The 16717-nt window shown below is 49.7% G+C and carries 16 protein-coding genes; 2 read left to right on the plus strand and 14 right to left on the minus strand.

Annotation, left to right across the window (positions count from 1 at the left end):
• Positions 1-94 precede the first annotated feature (94 nt).
• Positions 95-970, minus strand: coding sequence for a sporulation peptidase YabG (gene yabG, locus GT1_RS14895; protein ID WP_188399409.1), 876 nt, complete (start codon positions 968-970; stop codon positions 95-97).
• 479 nt (positions 971-1449) lie between these two features.
• Between yabG and GT1_RS14900 the strand changes: the two genes are divergently transcribed.
• Entirely contained in the window at positions 1450-2250 is an 801-nt protein-coding gene (locus GT1_RS14900; protein ID WP_075752338.1) for a glycosyltransferase, read from the plus strand.
• Positions 2251-2408: 158 nt separating this feature from the next.
• Here GT1_RS14900 and rsmA read toward each other — a convergent pair whose 3' ends face one another.
• The 6 genes from rsmA to metG form a co-directional block, all read right to left on the minus strand.
• On the minus strand, positions 2409-3278 hold the full coding sequence (rsmA, locus tag GT1_RS14905; protein WP_075752336.1) for a 16S rRNA (adenine(1518)-N(6)/adenine(1519)-N(6))-dimethyltransferase RsmA: 870 nt from the start codon (positions 3276-3278) through the stop codon (positions 2409-2411).
• Complete coding sequence (gene rnmV, locus GT1_RS14910) at positions 3268-3849, minus strand: ribonuclease M5 (protein ID WP_188399410.1); 582 nt, start codon at positions 3847-3849, stop codon at positions 3268-3270. The genes rsmA and rnmV overlap by 11 nt, the downstream gene beginning before the upstream one ends.
• Before the next feature lie 223 nt (positions 3850-4072).
• Entirely contained in the window at positions 4073-5800 is a 1728-nt protein-coding gene (locus tag GT1_RS14915) for an ABC transporter ATP-binding protein/permease (protein WP_188399411.1), read from the minus strand.
• Between the two features lie 266 nt (positions 5801-6066).
• On the minus strand, positions 6067-7056 hold the full coding sequence (locus tag GT1_RS14920) for a 3D domain-containing protein (RefSeq protein ID WP_188399412.1): 990 nt from the start codon (positions 7054-7056) through the stop codon (positions 6067-6069).
• Positions 7057-7279: 223 nt separating this feature from the next.
• Positions 7280-8047: a TatD family hydrolase gene (locus tag GT1_RS14925; RefSeq protein WP_075752328.1), complete on the minus strand. Its 768-nt coding sequence runs from the start codon at positions 8045-8047 to the stop codon at positions 7280-7282.
• Between the two features lies 1 nt (position 8048).
• Entirely contained in the window at positions 8049-9980 is a 1932-nt protein-coding gene (metG, locus tag GT1_RS14930) for a methionine--tRNA ligase (RefSeq protein WP_188399413.1), read from the minus strand.
• Between the two features lie 304 nt (positions 9981-10284).
• Here metG and GT1_RS14935 point away from each other — a divergent pair, with 304 nt between their 5' ends.
• Positions 10285-10533: an AbrB/MazE/SpoVT family DNA-binding domain-containing protein gene (locus GT1_RS14935; protein WP_075752324.1), complete on the plus strand. Its 249-nt coding sequence runs from the start codon at positions 10285-10287 to the stop codon at positions 10531-10533.
• Positions 10534-10540: 7 nt separating this feature from the next.
• Here the strand turns inward: GT1_RS14935 and rsmI are convergent, their stop codons facing one another.
• The 7 genes from rsmI to GT1_RS14970 all read right to left on the minus strand — a co-directional run bounded on the left by rsmI (position 10541) and on the right by GT1_RS14970 (position 16668).
• Entirely contained in the window at positions 10541-11341 is an 801-nt protein-coding gene (rsmI, locus tag GT1_RS14940; protein WP_083945492.1) for a 16S rRNA (cytidine(1402)-2'-O)-methyltransferase, read from the minus strand.
• A 62-nt stretch (positions 11342-11403) separates the two neighbouring features.
• A complete protein-coding gene (locus tag GT1_RS14945) occupies positions 11404-12156 on the minus strand; it encodes a tRNA1(Val) (adenine(37)-N6)-methyltransferase (protein WP_075752320.1) in 753 nt (250 codons plus the stop codon).
• A complete protein-coding gene (locus GT1_RS14950) occupies positions 12156-12965 on the minus strand; it encodes a stage 0 sporulation family protein (RefSeq protein WP_075752318.1) in 810 nt (269 codons plus the stop codon). The genes GT1_RS14945 and GT1_RS14950 overlap by 1 nt, the downstream gene beginning before the upstream one ends.
• A complete protein-coding gene (gene holB / locus GT1_RS14955; RefSeq protein WP_188399414.1) occupies positions 12937-13959 on the minus strand; it encodes a DNA polymerase III subunit delta' in 1023 nt (340 codons plus the stop codon). The genes GT1_RS14950 and holB overlap by 29 nt, the downstream gene beginning before the upstream one ends.
• A gap of 5 nt (positions 13960-13964) precedes the next feature.
• Entirely contained in the window at positions 13965-14411 is a 447-nt protein-coding gene (locus GT1_RS14960; RefSeq protein ID WP_083945491.1) for a YaaR family protein, read from the minus strand.
• A gap of 135 nt (positions 14412-14546) precedes the next feature.
• Positions 14547-15224, minus strand: a complete 678-nt coding sequence (locus GT1_RS14965) for a thymidylate kinase (RefSeq protein WP_188399415.1) — start codon at positions 15222-15224, stop codon at positions 14547-14549.
• Positions 15225-15234: 10 nt separating this feature from the next.
• Positions 15235-16668, minus strand: a complete 1434-nt coding sequence (locus GT1_RS14970; RefSeq protein WP_188399462.1) for an aminotransferase class I/II-fold pyridoxal phosphate-dependent enzyme — start codon at positions 16666-16668, stop codon at positions 15235-15237.
• Between the last annotated feature and the right edge of the window lie 49 nt (positions 16669-16717).

Genomic DNA, 16717 nt, shown 5'->3' on the forward strand with positions numbered 1-16717 from the left:
CTCCAGGTGACAAGGTCTAGTCCCATTATATCAAATGGGGCTTTTTTTACTTTGTCTACCTAAAGGGGATAATACCAGCCATAGGGCGTTTTCTTTATTTTATAGGAGTCTTAGGCATACCCAGCCGGAATTTACCTCTGGTCTCAAGACCGCCCACGCCATCCACGCCGGTCACCGAAGCCGTAATGGCATCACTCACGTCGACGGTTTTATTAATCGGAGTAAAGGCTACCTTTTCGGCAATGAATACCGGATCATAAGCATGAATGAAAATCCGATTAGGCGAGCTGGCAAAATTTGCACCGGAGGATAAAATAGCCTCAAAATGCGACTGGCAAGCCCCGGCAAATATCACTAAATCATCGCGGGAGGGTTCAAATATCCGGGCCTTTTTTACTGCTGCGACAAAATGCTTGGAATTTCGGTAATTATTAATATCGCTTATATCTTTTTTACCATTCCCGGCTAAGGCATCATGTCCGGTAAGTACAAGAATATCAGGCCGGACTTCCGCTAACAAATCAATGACGGTATCCGCCTGTTTGGTTTCCTCCACCCAGTGTCCCACAGCCTGGATGTTAAGCTGGCTGTATGTTTTTAAACACATCTTGAGATACTCTTCATCACCGTCAAGATGCAGAACTCGTCCGGGTAAATCAAAAAAACTAAACTTTTTGGTAGCCTCCGAACGCCGTAGATCAGCCTGTTCCCGTTCCCGGCTGCGGCGTACCATAACCCGCCGCAATGTATCATTATGCATACTTTCCATACGAACAATTTCATTACGCAAATGCTCAGCTTCAATGCGCTGCAAGTCATCTATCGGCGAGTCAGCCATTAACCTGAGGTGCAGGCCTTTTAGAACACAGTGAGTTTGCGCAGCATCGTCAACAAACATATCTGCGACCTTGAAGACAATGTCGCCGCCATGAGACTTCCTGACAACTAGGTCGCCTACTTGAATGTCCACTCACATTCCCTCCCTTAGCTGGTAGCCCGCCAAGCCCAAATCCACAGTGTTCTTGCTGCGATATTTCCCGCCCAGCTTCGTTGGCCCGCGCGGGCATAAGGGCAACATCGGTTTCTGCTGTCGCTATCGCTCGGCACAAACCGTGTTTACTTTATCGTCGCCTTACATATGTCCGATATGCGCGGCTCCTCCGCCTTGCTGGACGAAAAATCTCGCGCAATTCATCCTATGGCTTTAGACTTGCGGGCTACTTACCTATTCCATCTTATGTATGGCTTAGCTAAAGTGCCACAAAAATACCGGCTGAGGCGGGTGGCAAACGCCTTATCCCCACTATATACTATAGTGAGCCCCATGAGGCCGCTTTCTCTGCAGACCAGTCATACTAAGACTCCAAATTCCGCAGGAGTTTTGGCACGACTAAATCTTTCTTTATCTTCATACCAGCTTACACGCATTCTTACTCCGAGGTGATGGATGTGATTTGCGTGGTCGTTCCGGCCAAAAATGAGGGGGGGCGCATTACTACTGTATTGCAAAATTTGGGAACATTGCCGATTGATCATATCATTCTAGTGGCTAACGGTTCCAAGGACAGCACAATGCGCGAGGCCTTAGCCATGCGTCTCCCCAAACTGCAAATTATCTATTTTCATGAATGTCTGGGAATTGACACTCCCCGCGCCATTGGCGCTAAAGTGGCTTTGTCACTGGGCAGCGACGTCGTCGCTTTTGTTGACGGCGACATGGTAGGCACTTTTAACGAGAATTTGATGGAGCTGATCGACGGTGTATTGCTTAAACACTTAGACATGGCACTCACTAATTGTTATCCTTCCCCGCCGCGTCATATTGAGCGACATAACCCGACTTTTCAGTGGCGGCTTAATCTTAATAAAGAATTAGGGCTTGATAAAAAAATCAACCTGGCCAGCCCGGCCCATGGTCCGCATGCGGTATCCCGCCGCCTGCTGGAAACCATTCCGTTGCGCGAGCTGGCTATTCCTCCAGTTACTATGGCTCTTGCCCGCACGCATAAACTGAAAATAGATGTGGCTACCACCATTCCCCACTACCGTCTGGGTTCATCGGTGAAAAATCAAATTCATACCAACAAAATCATTGATACCATTGTCGGCGACTGCCTTGAAGCCATTGCTGCATTCCATGACCAAAACCGCAACCGCCAATGGCAAACCAAAACCTACTTGGGTTATCATGTTGACCGGCGTTTTGATTTGCTGGACCTGTTTTTGAACGAAAAGCCCTGCTCAAAATGAGCAGGGCTTTCTCTATAACCGACAGAATATATAGTTTCACACGCCGCAAGGCCCGGCGGATACAGCCGTCATACAACACTGCGCCGCTGGCGCTATCTAATCCAAATAGTTAGGTGACGCAAGGTACTGGTATAACGACCGCCCCCGCCTCAGAGCACCTATATTGCCTGAGCCTCCAACAGGCCTGTCCAGGCATTGGCGATAGCTGCAAATTCGTCAAGCGACAGCTGCTCCCCGCGCCGCGTACCGTCAATACCAGCCTGAGCAAGCACCTTTTCCACCGCTGCTTTATCCAGCCCGTTAGCCTTCAGCCCGTTGGCCAGCGTTTTCCGGCGCTGGGCAAAGGCAGCCTTAACTACCCGGAAAAACATCTTCTCACTGGCAACCTGCACCGGCGGCACGGTGCGCACAGTGCACCGGATAACGGCTGATTCCACTGCCGGAGCCGGAATAAAGGCTTTTGGCGGCACAATAAACATAATTTCCGGTTCGGTATAGTACTGAACAGCAACCGACAACGCTCCGTAGTCCTTACCACCAGGCTTGGCCACCATGCGCTGCGCCACTTCTTTTTGCACCATGGTTACCAGCAATTCGACAGGTAACCGTTCCTCCAAAAATTTCATAATAATAGGGGTCGTAATATAATATGGCAGATTGGCGACAAGCTTGTACTTTTCTTTGTTTATTTCCCGGGAAATGTCAATTTTTAAAATATCACCATGGATGACTTTGACATTATCATACCCCTCCAGGGTCTTGGCAAGCACATCCAGCAAACGCCGGTCCAGTTCCACCGCGGTTACCTCGGCTCCTGCTTCGGCTAACCCCTGGGTTAGGGTGCCAATTCCCGGACCAACTTCCAGCACGGTATCACCGGCTTTAACCTGGGCGGCCGCTACAATGCCGTCAACAACATTCCCGTCAATGAGGAAATTCTGTCCGAGTTTTTTAGACATATGAATGCCAAAAGTCTTCACGATATGTAAGGTTACTTCTTTTTGGGCAATACGCGGCTTAATTGCCATAGTTAGGTTCCTCCACAGCACTGTCTTGCCAAGTCTTTGCAGCCAAGGAGTTCAGTGCTTCATTAAATTCGCTGCGGGTAACGCCATAGTGATTTAAGCGGTATAAAAAGCCTTTGGCATTGGCATACCCGATGCCCAGCTTTTCCCCCGCAACCGCCCGGCGAACGGCAGCATCAGGCACCCCGCTTAAGCCGGCAGTCATAATATCCTGCCAGCTAAATTCATTTGAGGGCTGCCATTCATGCAGCCGTACCTTGCCCAGCGCATCCCGGATAGCTGCCGGCGATGCCTGTTCAATACCAATATCATTGTTGGCATCAGCCTGCTCCCGTGGCACAAAAGCATGCCTGGCTTCGGGAAACCGTTCGGCCAGATATTTTCGAATCCGTTCGCCGGCACTGTCCGGATCAGTCAAAATGATAATTCCCCGCTTTTTATAAGCATCATCAATCCGGCTAATAGTGCGTGGCAACAGGTTAAAGCCCTCGGTAGCAATGCATTCAGCATCAACAGCCCGCTTAACAGCGGCAATATCCTGTTTACCTTCCACCACAATTACTTCTTTAATCATCTCGCACTCCATTTTTCCTGTAAATAACAATATGAATATATTACCACAGTTTGCGTCTTTTTATCTATAAACAACCTGCCAAAGTTTTGCCCGCATACCCCTGCCAGCATTTATAATCAAAATATTATAACGTGAAGCGTAAATCAAACGCCAGTGGTGGAGCGTTGTCAATGCACCACCCGCCTGCGCCTGCCAGCTTCTGTAACGAGGAATACATAGGCCGTTATAAATTGAGCACACTCCAGTGTCCGGCACCATCGAGAGTTAATTTCTTTTTATGGTAGCTGTTAAGCGTTCCCCGGTGGCCGACACTGATCATCGCCGTACCCTGCAAGCGTTCCTTAAGCAGAGTATATAATGCCCGTTCGGTGGGCTCGTCAAGAGCCGAGGTCGCCTCATCCATAAACAGCCACTTCGGCTTATGAATCAGTGCCCGCACAAAGGCAATCCGCTGCTGTTCACCCAAGGACAATACATGCGACCAGTCTTCCACCCTGTCCAGCTGCTCTTTCAAAAAGTCCAGCTTACACAGTGACATGGCAGCACAAATATTTTCATCAGTAACCGGCTCTTTAGGCCCAGGGTAAAGTAATACTTCCCGCAGTGTACCAAGCGGCAGGTAGGATTTTTGCGGTAAAAACAGAAAATCTTTTGTTGCCGGCAAAGTGATATTCCCCTTTGCATAGGGCCATAAGCCGGATAATGTCCTGAGCAGCGTGCTTTTACCGCTGCCGGAAGGGCCGGCTACCAATAACGAATCCCCGGCTGACAGTGACAGCTTGAGTCCGGACAGAATTCGCCGCCCATCAGGCAGGTCAATCTGCAGCTCACTCACATCCAGTCCCGGTGCAGATCCTATCCGGATAAAATCGTTGCCATGAGACAAACCACTCACTTCACGCATATTGCCAACAAAACCGGTAAGCCGGTCAACCACGGCCTTCCACTCGGCCATAGTGGCATAACTTGTAACTAAAAAGGATAAAGAATCATGCACTTTGTCAAAAGCCTGCGCGGTCTGCAGTAAACCGCCAAGCGAAATTTCTTTGGCAAAGTAACGTGGCAAAGCCGCCACCAGGGGAAAGATAATGGCAATTTGTCCATAACCGGAGGCAAACCAGGTTAAACTCTTCTGTCGCTGCATAATCTGCCAGTAATTACTAAACACCTTGCTAAATCTTGCAATAAATCCCTGTTCTTCACGCCTTTCACCGCCATAGAAGGCAATGCTTTCACTATTTTCCCTCAGCCGTACCAAACTAAAGCGGAAGTCAGCCTCATAGCGCTGCTGATCAAAATTAAGCCCGATCAGCGGCTTGCCGATTTTATGGGACAGCCAAGTACCTATTACCGCATATACAAGAGCCACCCACACCATATAGCCATAAACAGTAATTGGATGATTGCCAATCGGAATGACCATTGTACCGGACAGTTGCCAAAGAATAGCGATAAAGGCTGCCAGGGTTGCAACCGCATTGAGCAGACCCACCGATAACTGCAGGGTATAACTAGTAAAAAGCCTTAAGTCTTCACTAATACGCTGGTCCGGATTGTCGGTGTAATTGTCAGTCAGTTGCAGCCGGTAATACATCTGGTCTTTAAGCCAGGCAGTAAGGTATTTCTGCGTCAGCCAGCGCCGCCATTTGATCTCAAGCATCTGCCTAAGATAAAGCTTATAGACGGCTACAATAATGTAAAATGCAGCCAACAGGCAAAACTCGCCCATAGCACTAAAAACTTCTGTTTTATCATAATTCTGCAGTGCGCTGTAAAACCGGTTAAACCACTTATTAATCAGCACTAAAATATAAACAAAGGCCAGGTTAAGGGTCACAATTACGGCAAGCAGCCCCCGCGCCTGCCACTTTTCCTCCGAATGCCAGTAGTCCCGGGTCAAATTCCAGATATCTTGCAGAAATTTACGGTTTACGCCAGGCAAGCGCCTCATTCCCTTCGTCCATTGGATTTTGGTCTTCTAAGAATTCGCTGCACCATAGCCCCACTCCTGCCTGCATCCCCGTCACTCTGAACAAACGTAAAGCAATCTCTCGGTACCAGACAGCCCCACCCCGCCCTGCAGGCAGAATTACAGGGATTTTTTTAGCCGCAAAGGACACAACGAAAACAAAGGGTTAATAAAAACTAACCCCCTGTCCCCTTTGCCTTGTTCTCTTTCTATACTTACAGCAAAACAGGGCGCAAGGCCCTGTTTTGTTACTCAGCTAAAATATAGACTTTGACTACCCGGCGGCCAAACTGCCAGGCCTCACTGGAACTTTCCATACATAAGTCGATTTTGTCACCCACGATGGCACCGCCGACATCGGCCGCCAGTCCCATGCCATAGCCGGGAACATATACGCGGGTCCCCAGCGGAATAACATCCGGGTCAACAGCAACAATGCCGCGCCGGGCAGCAATCCCGGTGGCGGTCAACCCCTGGGGCGAACCGTCGGTCGGCAGATAGGCGGTGGCTTCCATATGGCGGACATTCCGGAAATGCATAGTGCCGCGGGAAGTGTCTACCGTATCGCGAGTACCTACCCGGATAATTTGCGGTTTTGAACTTACAGCCACAATCTCTGACAGCACATCGGCGGAAACCTTGGCGCCATCTTCAAACCTGACGCGTACAGTGGCTTTCTTGATGCCATTCTCACCAGGCTGTGCAATTTCCTCCACACCCTTTTCCAGTGTGGGGTCAGGCTGACGGACAACCTGATACAGGTCAGGAACATCCTGTTCTTCGATTTTCTCAGTTAGGACAACCGCCCGGATGTTCATGCCGGCAACCGGCCTGGCATCCTCCCCGGGGGTTAACTTGATTTTGTCCTCAGGTACTCCCACCTGGCTGGCAACCTCACGCACAGTGGGCTTACCGGTAAGTAAAGTAAAGGTTTTTCCCTGAAAGTTAACGGTTACCGGTACTGCACGAAAGACCTCAATTACAGTTCCTGTTTCTACGCCGGTGGTTGAGAGACGGATTTCGTCCTCAGGACCAAGCGCAATTCCAGCTTTCTGTAGAATTTTATGCGGATTTTTGTACATAGTTTTTACAGTATAAAATTGACCATCTGCAAGAATCTGGACTTTTTTTTGTGCCCAAACAAATCCGGTTGCCAGCAATGATGCCAGTAGCAATGCGACAATCAATGCTACTTTTTTCTGTCCGTACTTTGCCAGTACGGCCTTTTCATCACGCATGAATACCCCCCTTTCAATGAGCTCAATAATTATACCACAACATGGTTATTTAGTCAAATTCTTCTTTGCGCTAACCATAATTATCTATTCATTATTGGGAGTATTACCATTTATTGTAAATTTTATACAGAACTAAATAAAATACGGCAAATATTATTTATTGTAAAATATTCGCCGTATTTCCAATTTATTCCTGCTCGTATTATTTTTTTATTTCACCATGTTATGCATCAATCCCAAACAAGCGCTTGGTGTTGGCTGTCGCCGCCGCTGCCAATGCTGCCGGTTCCATCCCCCGGACCTGCGCCACCTCTGCCGCCGTAAAGCGGACATGTGCCGGCTCATTGCGGCGGCCGCGGTACGGCTGGGGCGTCAGATAAGGGCAGTCGGTTTCCACCAGCAGCCGTTCCAGCGGAATCCTGGCTGCGACTTCTTTGAGTTTGCCGTCTTTGGCATAGGTTACCGGCCCGGCAAAGGAAACATAAAAACCCAGCTTGATCACTTCTGTCGCCATTTCCAGGCTGCCGGAAAAGCAGTGCAGTACGCCACTCATTCCTTTGGCCTCTTTTTTAATCATTGCCAGCACATCGCCATGCGCATCCCGGTCATGAATGATGATAGGCTTTTTAAGCTGGCGGGCCACATCAATCTGGCGGCGGAAAACCTGCTGCTGAACCTCGCGCGGCGATAAGTCATAATAATAGTCAAGGCCAATCTCACCAATGGCCACTACTTTAGGTGCAAGGCACCAGTCGGCCAGTTGTTCATAGTCACCGGCTTTAGCCTCTTTGGCATCATGGGGGTGGATGCCGACAGCGGCATAAACCAGTTCATGTTTCCCGGCAAGGGCGACTGAGCGGGCCGAAGACTCCATACAGGCACCGGCGTTCAGGATACCGACAAGTCCGGCTGCCGCCGCCCGCTGAATCACTTGCTCACGGTCATCGTCAAACCGTTTATCATCAAGATGGGCATGTGAGTCAAACAACATCTTACTTCACCTTGCTGCCTGGCGGCATGTCGGCGGTAACCAGTTGCAGCTTCTCGTCACAGGATGCCGCGAGCACCATGCCGCGGGATTCTATCCCCCGGATTTTGGCAGGTTTTAGGTTAACTACCATAACAACATTTTGCCCCACCAGCTGCTCGGGTTCATAATGCTTGGCAATACCGGAGATAATAGTACGCTGCTCGGTTCCCAGATCCACTGTCAGCAGCAGCAGCTTATCGGCCTTCTTCACCTTCTCGGCAGCCAATACTTTGGCTACTCTTAAATCCACTTTAGCAAATTCATCAATGGTAATCTCCGGCGTACCCGGCTCGGCTGCCGCTTGCGGCGCAGGCACAGCTGCCGTTTCGGCCGGCTGGCCCGCAGCCTGAACTGCCGGCTGCTCTTCAATCCGCGGAAAGATCGGCTCAGGCTTGGCAACAACGGTGCCCAGCGGCAAACGTCCCCAGCTTTTAGCATCTCCTAAGGTTACGCCGGCAAAATCGCTGGTTAGGCCAAGCTGCCGCCAAATTTTCGGAGCAGTAAGCGGCATAAACGGCGAAATTAAAATAGCAACAATTCTCAGCACCTCTGCCAGATTGTACAGCACGGTATTCAGCCGGCCTTTTTTGGCCGGATCTTTGGCCAAAGCCCACGGCCCGGTTTCATCAATATATTTATTGGTACGCCCAATGAGCGCCCACACTTCCTTCAGTGCGGCATTAATATCCTGTTGTTCCATATGTTTTTCATACTGAGCGGCAGTAGCCCGGGCCAGCGCAATAAGCTCCTGGTCAATAGCCGCCTCTTCTCCCGGCGCTTCCATGATACCGCCGTTAAAGCGGCCGATCATGCTCAGACTGCGGTGCAGGAGATTGCCCAAATCATTGGCTAAATCCGCGTTAATCCGGTTGATCAGCGCATCGCGCGAGAAATTGCCGTCAAGCCCCAGTGTAATTTCACGCAAAAGGAAATAACGGATGGTATCGGCGCCAAATTCATCAATCAAAGCAAGCGGATCAATTACATTGCCCTTGGACTTCGACATTTTATCCCCTTCTACCACCAGCCAGCCATGGCCATACACCATTTTCGGCAGGGGAGCACCCATGGCCATGAGAATAATCGGCCAGATGATGCTGTGGAACCGGACAATTTCCTTTCCTACCAGATGGATATCGGCAGGCCAGTATTTATCGAACTTTTCCCGGTCATTGAGATAACCGGCGGCAGTTATGTAATTGGTCAGTGCGTCAAACCACACATAGACGACATGCTTGGTATCAAAGGGAACAGGAATGCCCCAGTCAAAGGTTGTCCGGGAAACACACAAGTCTTCCAAACCGCCTTTGATGAAGTTAATCATCTCATTGCGGCGGGAGGTCGGCTGAATAAACTCCGGGTTTTCTTCAATATATTGCAGCAGACGTTCCTGATATTTCGCCATCCGGAAAAAATAACTTTCCTCTTTTACAATTTCGACAGCACGGCCACAGTCGGGGCATTTGCCGTCACTGAGCTGGCGTTCCATCCAGAAAGTCTCACAAGGCGTGCAATACCAGCCTTCATATTCGGCTTTATAAATATCGCCCTGGTCATAAATCTTTTGAAAAACAGCCTGTACCAACTCGTGATGACGACGCTCGGTGGTGCGAATAAAATCGTCATGAGAAATGTTTAATTTCTCCCACAAATGCTGGAAAGAAGCTACAATATTGTCGACATAAGCCTGGGGTGTAGTATTATTTTCCTCAGCCTTCCGCTGAATCTTCTGGCCATGTTCGTCCGAACCTGTCAGAAAAAATACGTCGAAACCTGCCAACCTTTTGTACCGGGCGATGGCATCAGCAACCGTCGTACAGTAAGCATGGCCAATATGCAGCCGGTCACTGGGGTAATATATGGGAGTGGTAATATAAAAGGGTTTTTTCGACATAATGTCCTCCTTCAGACAACGCGTTTGTTGTATTTTACCAATTATAGATAGTAAGAATATAATTGTCAATAGTTGTATTTTTCGACATAAAGTAGTATTATATGACAGGGATAACAATTATATACAAAGTTAGTGTGATATTTTTTCAAAAATTTTATCATTTGTAAAAATTTGGGTTGACATGCTTTGTAATATTTGGTATTATTTAGTTAAGCGGGTTTTGTCGAATCTTGTTGACGGTTTCCAATTGAGTAGCGATTGTTTTAAAGACAAAATATTGTAATTTGAAGGGAGAAAATGCAAAATGAAATCAACTGGTATTGTACGTAAAGTGGACGAGCTGGGTAGGGTGGTTATTCCTATCGAATTGCGCCGCACTCTTGATATCGAAGAAAAAGACGCTCTCGAAATTTATGTTGACAGCGACCGTATCATTCTCCGGAAATATGAACCGGCGTGCGTATTCTGCGGCAACGCTGCCGATGTAACCAATTTCAAAAACAAAAATGTCTGCAAAGACTGCCTGGATGCCATGGGCCAGCGGGCTGTATAACAGTCTCCTATAATACATCACTGTCCAGAACAGCCTGGTATACCTGACGTTTCGGTAAGCCTTTTTGCGACGCCACCTCACGGATGGCGTCTTTTTTATTTATCCCCCGTTCAATTAGCATCTGTACGGCTTGTATCACATCAAGACCAGCAAAGCTATCCGCCTCTGCCGCCACCACCTCATCGTCAGAAATCCCCGCCACAATCAATGTAAATTCCCCGCGTGGCTGATGTTCATTAAAATGTAAGCTAATGCTCCCCAGAGTACCCCGGACGAATTCTTCGAATTTCTTAGTCAGTTCTCTGGCGGCAACCGCCTGGCGATCGCCTAAGGCGGACTTAATTTCTTCTAGTGTGGCCTTCAGCCGGTGCGGCGATTCATAAAACACCAAAGTATACGGATGCCTGGCCAGCTTAGCAAGCAGTTCCCGCCGGTGCTTATTGGTCTTAGGCAAAAAGCCGACAAAGGTAAACAACGTAGTATCAAGCCCTGAGGCGATAAGAGCCGTTAACGCCGCGTTGGGCCCGGGCAGCGGTACAACCGGGATATTCTGCTCAATCGCCAAACGCACCAGATCAACGCCGGGATCAGAGATACCCGGCATACCGGCATCGCTGACCAGGGCAATGGTTTCTCCCTGCAGCAGGCGCCTCACAATCTCCGGTCCGCGTTCGGCCTTATTGTGTTCATGATAACTAATGAGCGGCACATGGATATCAAAATGGTTGAGCAGCTTGATCGTGTGCCTGGTATCTTCGGCGGCAACGGCTGCGGCTTCTTTTAATACCCGAACGGCCCGGAAGCTCATATCTTCCAGATTGCCGAGCGGTGTCGGGCATAGGTATAATGTACCTGGCTGATTCACAGCATTCACCTGTCCTGCCTGTTAAAATAGAGCTTCATAATATCTTCACTATAGTTCCCGTCAGCAGCATATACAATCAACGGCGGCAATACATCCAGCCCGGGCTTGGCGCCACGCACACCCTCGATCAGTACCATATTGGGCTTTTTATCCATTGCCGGATATACAAGCTGCAAGCGTTTGGGCTCAATACCGGCCTGGCACATCGCCAGCGAAATCTCGGCCAGCCGCTCAGGCAGATGCACCATGGCAAACCGTCCGCGGTACTTTACAAGATATTTGGCGGCAGCAACTACCTCGGCCAGATTTGCCGTCACTTCATGACGGGCCATGGCTACCCGGTCATTGGGACTTATGTAACCGCCCCCTACAGGACGGTAGGGAGGATTGGAAACAACCAGTTCACAGCCGCCACCGGGAAAAAAGTCCTTAATCCGGCGCAAGTCCCCCTGGATAATAGACAGCCTGTCCTCAAGCTGATTGAGACAGGCTGACCTTTGCGCCATATCGGCCATAACCGGATTTAGTTCCAGGCCGGTAACGGCTGCCGCCCCTCGCGCCAAGAGCAGCAAACCAATAACCCCTGTTCCTGCCCCCAGATCAACCGCCGTCCCGCCAGAGCGCAAGCTGGCAAAATGAGCCAGCAGTACAGCATCCAGGGAAAAACAGAACTGGTCAGGATGTTGAATCAATTTTAGATCATTAATAATAAGCTCATCCACCCGTTCACCGGGTTTCAGTTCAACCTCACTGGCCATTACTCTTTTTCCACTACCTCATCCCAGGGGATGATCAGGGTTTTACCTTCTGCCAGGCTAATCGTTGCTGTCCGTTTTTGTTGATTAATAGTAATTACCTTGCCTTCGCCCTCAACAGTAATCACCTCTTTGCCGACTGTCGGCGGCACAACCTTTTTGACGCAGCAGCCGGTATAGCAGTCATTCTCGTACTTCAGGCAGCACATCAACCGGCCGCAGATACCGGAAATCTTGGTGGGATTGAGCGATAAGTTCTGGTCTTTGGCCATGCGAATGGACACAGGCTCAAAATCTCCCAGAAAAGTGGCGCAGCACAACGAGCGGCCGCAGCAGCCAATACCATTCATTAACTTGGCTTCATCTCTTACGCCGATTTGCCGCAGTTCAATCCGGGTCCTGAACACACTGGCCAAATCCTTTACCAGCTCGCGAAAGTCGATACGCCCTTCAGCGGTAAAATAGAAAATAATCTTATTTACATCAAAAGTGTATTCTACATCAACCAGGTTCATGGGCAACCCATGGGCCTGAATTTTTTGTTCACAAATTTTAAAGGCTTCTTTTTCCTTTTTCCGGTTATCCTTAACCTTTTCCTGATCCTCAGGCGTAGCCTTGCGCAGCACCGGTTTCAGCGGAGCAACAATTTGATCGTCTGCCACTTCACGCGCGCCGATAACCACATCACCAAATTCAAGACCTCTTGCGGTTTCGACAATGGCATGCTCGCCGGCATGAATGTCAATACCGCCCGGATCAAAATAGTATATTTTACCCGCCTTTTTAAAGCGGACCCCAACTACTGTCAACATGATTTTCTCCTTTTTCCGGTAAATCTTTTAATTTTATGAGTAATTCTTCTAATGCCAGGCGGGTATTCGCATTGCTCCCAATGGCACGGATTGTATTCTTAACTACGGTCATAGCCGCTACGCATCGCCCTTCAGGCCAAGCCGCTGCCCAGCCGTCCAGTTGAGGTCTAAGGTCAATATTATACAGCAGCCGCGCGTTATGCCCACCGGCCACCAGCAGTACATCCCGGAGCAGATATAGAAAATATTCCAGTACAGTTATAATAGCCTTTGTTTCCAGACTGTCAAGCTTGGCCGTCTGCTCCCAGACAGCCATCATATCACGACTTTCGAGGCTGGCAAACAGGCCTGCCGCCATATCCCGCTGTGCCAAGCCGTCCGGAGCCAGCAGAGTGAGTGCTTTCCCCATCCGCCCGCCGCTCAGCCGGGCCGCTACCGCAGCCGCCTCCAGGCTGTAACCCTGGTGCACCAGAGCTTGCTCAAGGAGTGCTGCAGGCAATGGATAAAACTTAAGGTTGCGGCAACGGGACAGAATGGTCGGCAAAAGCGGTTTCGCCGTGCCTGCCACCAGGATAAAAACAAAGCCGGCCGGCGGCTCCTCCAGCAGCTTGAGCAAACTATTGGCGGCCTGAACTGTCATAAACTCGGCATCCTCGATCAGACAGAGCCTGCCCGGACTGACAGCCGGAGCCAGGGACGCAAAATGCTGCAATGCCCGGATCTGGTCAATCTTAATTGTCGCCCCCTCAGGCGCAACCAGGGTAAAGTCAGGATGCGCCTCTCTGCCGTACAGCACACAGGAGGAACAGTGCCCACACGGTTTTGTGCCGCCGGCATTGCATAAAATTCCGGCAGCCATTATGCGGGCGGTCAACCCCTTACCGATACCTGACGGCCCGGTAAATAGCAAGGCATGCGGTATCGCACCGCTGACCAGCATGGCTTTGAGTACCTGTACAGCGTCCTGGTGGCCAATGACTGCATCCCAATGCATAACCATCAGGTATACAGGTCAACCAACATACCGCGCACTGCGTCATGCTTGGCCATGATTGATAACTGCCGGTCCTGGCCTGCGCGTACGTCTTCTGCCATTTCCGCCAATTTTTCATCAATCTGCCTGATGGTTGTAAACATCTTCTGGCGGCCATGACGATCCCAGCCGGTACGGGATTCCAGACTGTACATCCGGGCTACGGCTTCACCGATAAACTTTCGCACATTTTCCCGGTATGACTTAAGTTCACTATATGTTGGCATCTGTGATAACCGGCTGCCGCTTTCATCAATATCGGCCAGTAATGCTTGCAGACGCTCGGTTGACTGCTTTTCCTGCGTTTTTCGCAGGTCGGAGGCAAAATAGCCGCCTGCTTTTTCCGACTTGACATTCTGCTCGCGGTCGCTCAACACCGGTTGGTTGCTCACACCAAAGGTATTTACTTTCATACTCATCTAATTTAATCCTCCTGCCCCGAAACTATACGGCAGATTACCTTCTTCTTATCCCTTAAATTATATATGGTTTCAATAAAATAATCAAATATTTGCCAAATATCCACCAAAAACAAAAGCAGGGCCTGATTAAGCCCTGCCGATCATCCTGTGAAGTTCCTGATAAATTTCCTCATGAATCTGTTCAATAGTTTTTATTTGGCCGCTATCGGTACAGTCCACCCTGTGCCAGCCAAAGGTTGCGGCAATGTCACAGGCATTGGCAAAACAATAGGACAAGTAGTCACTGTCTTGTTCATGAATATCTTTGACATTGCCTGCTTTATTTTCCCGTCCGCGCATAAGTTCCCGGCTGACCGCCGGCGGCATTGCCAGAAAAAAAACCTTATCAGGAACCGGCAAACCGCATTTGGTAAATTCAAAATCCCCTAACCATTCCAGATAACGTTCTTTCTCAGCCTTGTCTTTGATTTTGGCTGCCTGATGAATCATATTGGAAGTAGTATAACGGTCGGCAATAACGATCCCGCCGTTTAGATAAAACTCCTCCCATTCCTTTTTATAAGACGCAATCCGGTCAACCGCGTAAAAGGCCGAGGCCGCATAGGCATTGACATCCTCAGGCCGCTCTCCGAATTCCCCATTCAAATACATTTTGACCAGAGCCGACGACTGGCTTTGGTAATTGGGATAGTCCACCTTACGCACAGTAAAGCCTTCTGCCGCAAGACGGGCAGCCAGCTTCCCGGACTGAGTGGCCTTGCCGCTGCCGTCAGTGCCTTCAATAACAATTAATTTGCCGCGCATAGTTCCTCCGTCAATCCACCACTTTAATGGTTTTAAGTAAATAGTCTTCCGGCCCTGAGATATGCAGCCCGGCCTGCTGCAGCACATGACAGTAATCAATAATCTCCTGGCTAATCTTTTCCCCCGGACAAAGCAAGGGGATTCCCGGGGGGTAGAAGGTGACTATTTCGGCACAGGTCATGCCTGCCGCATCCCGGAACGGCACCATGCAGGTATTGCCAAACAGCGCATCCCGGGGTGAGATGACTTGTTCCGGTGACGCCGGATGCTTACCTGCGGCATAAATGGAATTAATGGCCGAAAAATCGCGTGTCCCATGGTGAGTAGCCGCCATATCCCGGAGGGCAGCCACCAGTGCCTCCACTTCGCGTTCGGTATCGCCAAGCGTAATGAGGAACAAAATGTTATATACATCAGATAACTCTACCTGAACTTTATATTTATGGCGCAAAATCCGCTCGGCTTCCGCCCCTTTTAAGCCCAGGCCTTTGACGGTGACAGTAACCTTAGTCCAATCCATGCTGTACACACCGGGATTGCCCAGTTTTTCCTCACCAAAGCAATACAGTCCGGGAATTTTGTTTATCTCCTGCCGGGCCTGGTTAGCCAAATCGACAGCCCGTTCAATCAGTTCACGCCCTTGTGTGGCCATCTGCATTCTGGCGACATCCAGGGAAGCCAGCAGAATATAATTAGGACTGGTTGACTGAACTAACTGCAGCATGGCCTTAAGGCGCGGCACCCTGATCCGGCCTTCGCGGCAATGCACTAAGGAGCATTGGGTCAGGGCCCCGATAATTTTATGAGTGCTTTGGGCCACAATATCGGCACCGGCATCAAGGGCCTGAACCGGCAGCCTGTCCGAAAACTTAAGATGCGGTCCATGCGCCTCGTCAACAACCACCGGAATACCATGGCCATGCACAATATCAACTATTTTTTTCAGATCGGTAGCCACACCGTAATAGGTGGGATTAATAATAAGCACACCCTTGGCGTCAGGATGCTCTGCCAATGCCTGAGATACCGCCTCCGGGGTAACCCCCATAGCCAGCCCCAGCTCGTTATCCACCTCAGGCTGCATGAATACCGGAATAGCACCACTTAAAATAATGCCGCCAATGATGGAGCGATGGGAATTGCGCGGCACAATAATCTTGTCACCAGGTCCGGCAATGGTAAGAATCATCGCATAAATCCCGCCGGTAGTGCCATTAACCACAAAGAAGCTATGATCTGCCCCGTAAAGGTCGGCTGCCAAATCCTGTGCCGCCTTGATGGGACCATGCGGCTCATGTAAATCATCAAGTTCAGTCATAAGCGCTAAATCAAGAGCCAGGGTTTTCTGCGGCACCAGGTCAGCCAAAGCCTGATGCATGCCTTTGCCCATTTTGTGTCCTGGTGTATGAAAAGGAATTACTTCATCATTTACATAAGTATTCATAGCTGCCAGCAAAGGCACTTTCCGTTGGTCAAGCACACCGCCACCGCCT

The organism is Sporomusa sp. GT1 (assembly GCF_014634905.1).
In the GTDB taxonomy this organism is placed as follows: Bacteria; Bacillota; Negativicutes; order Sporomusales; family Sporomusaceae; genus Sporomusa; species Sporomusa sphaeroides.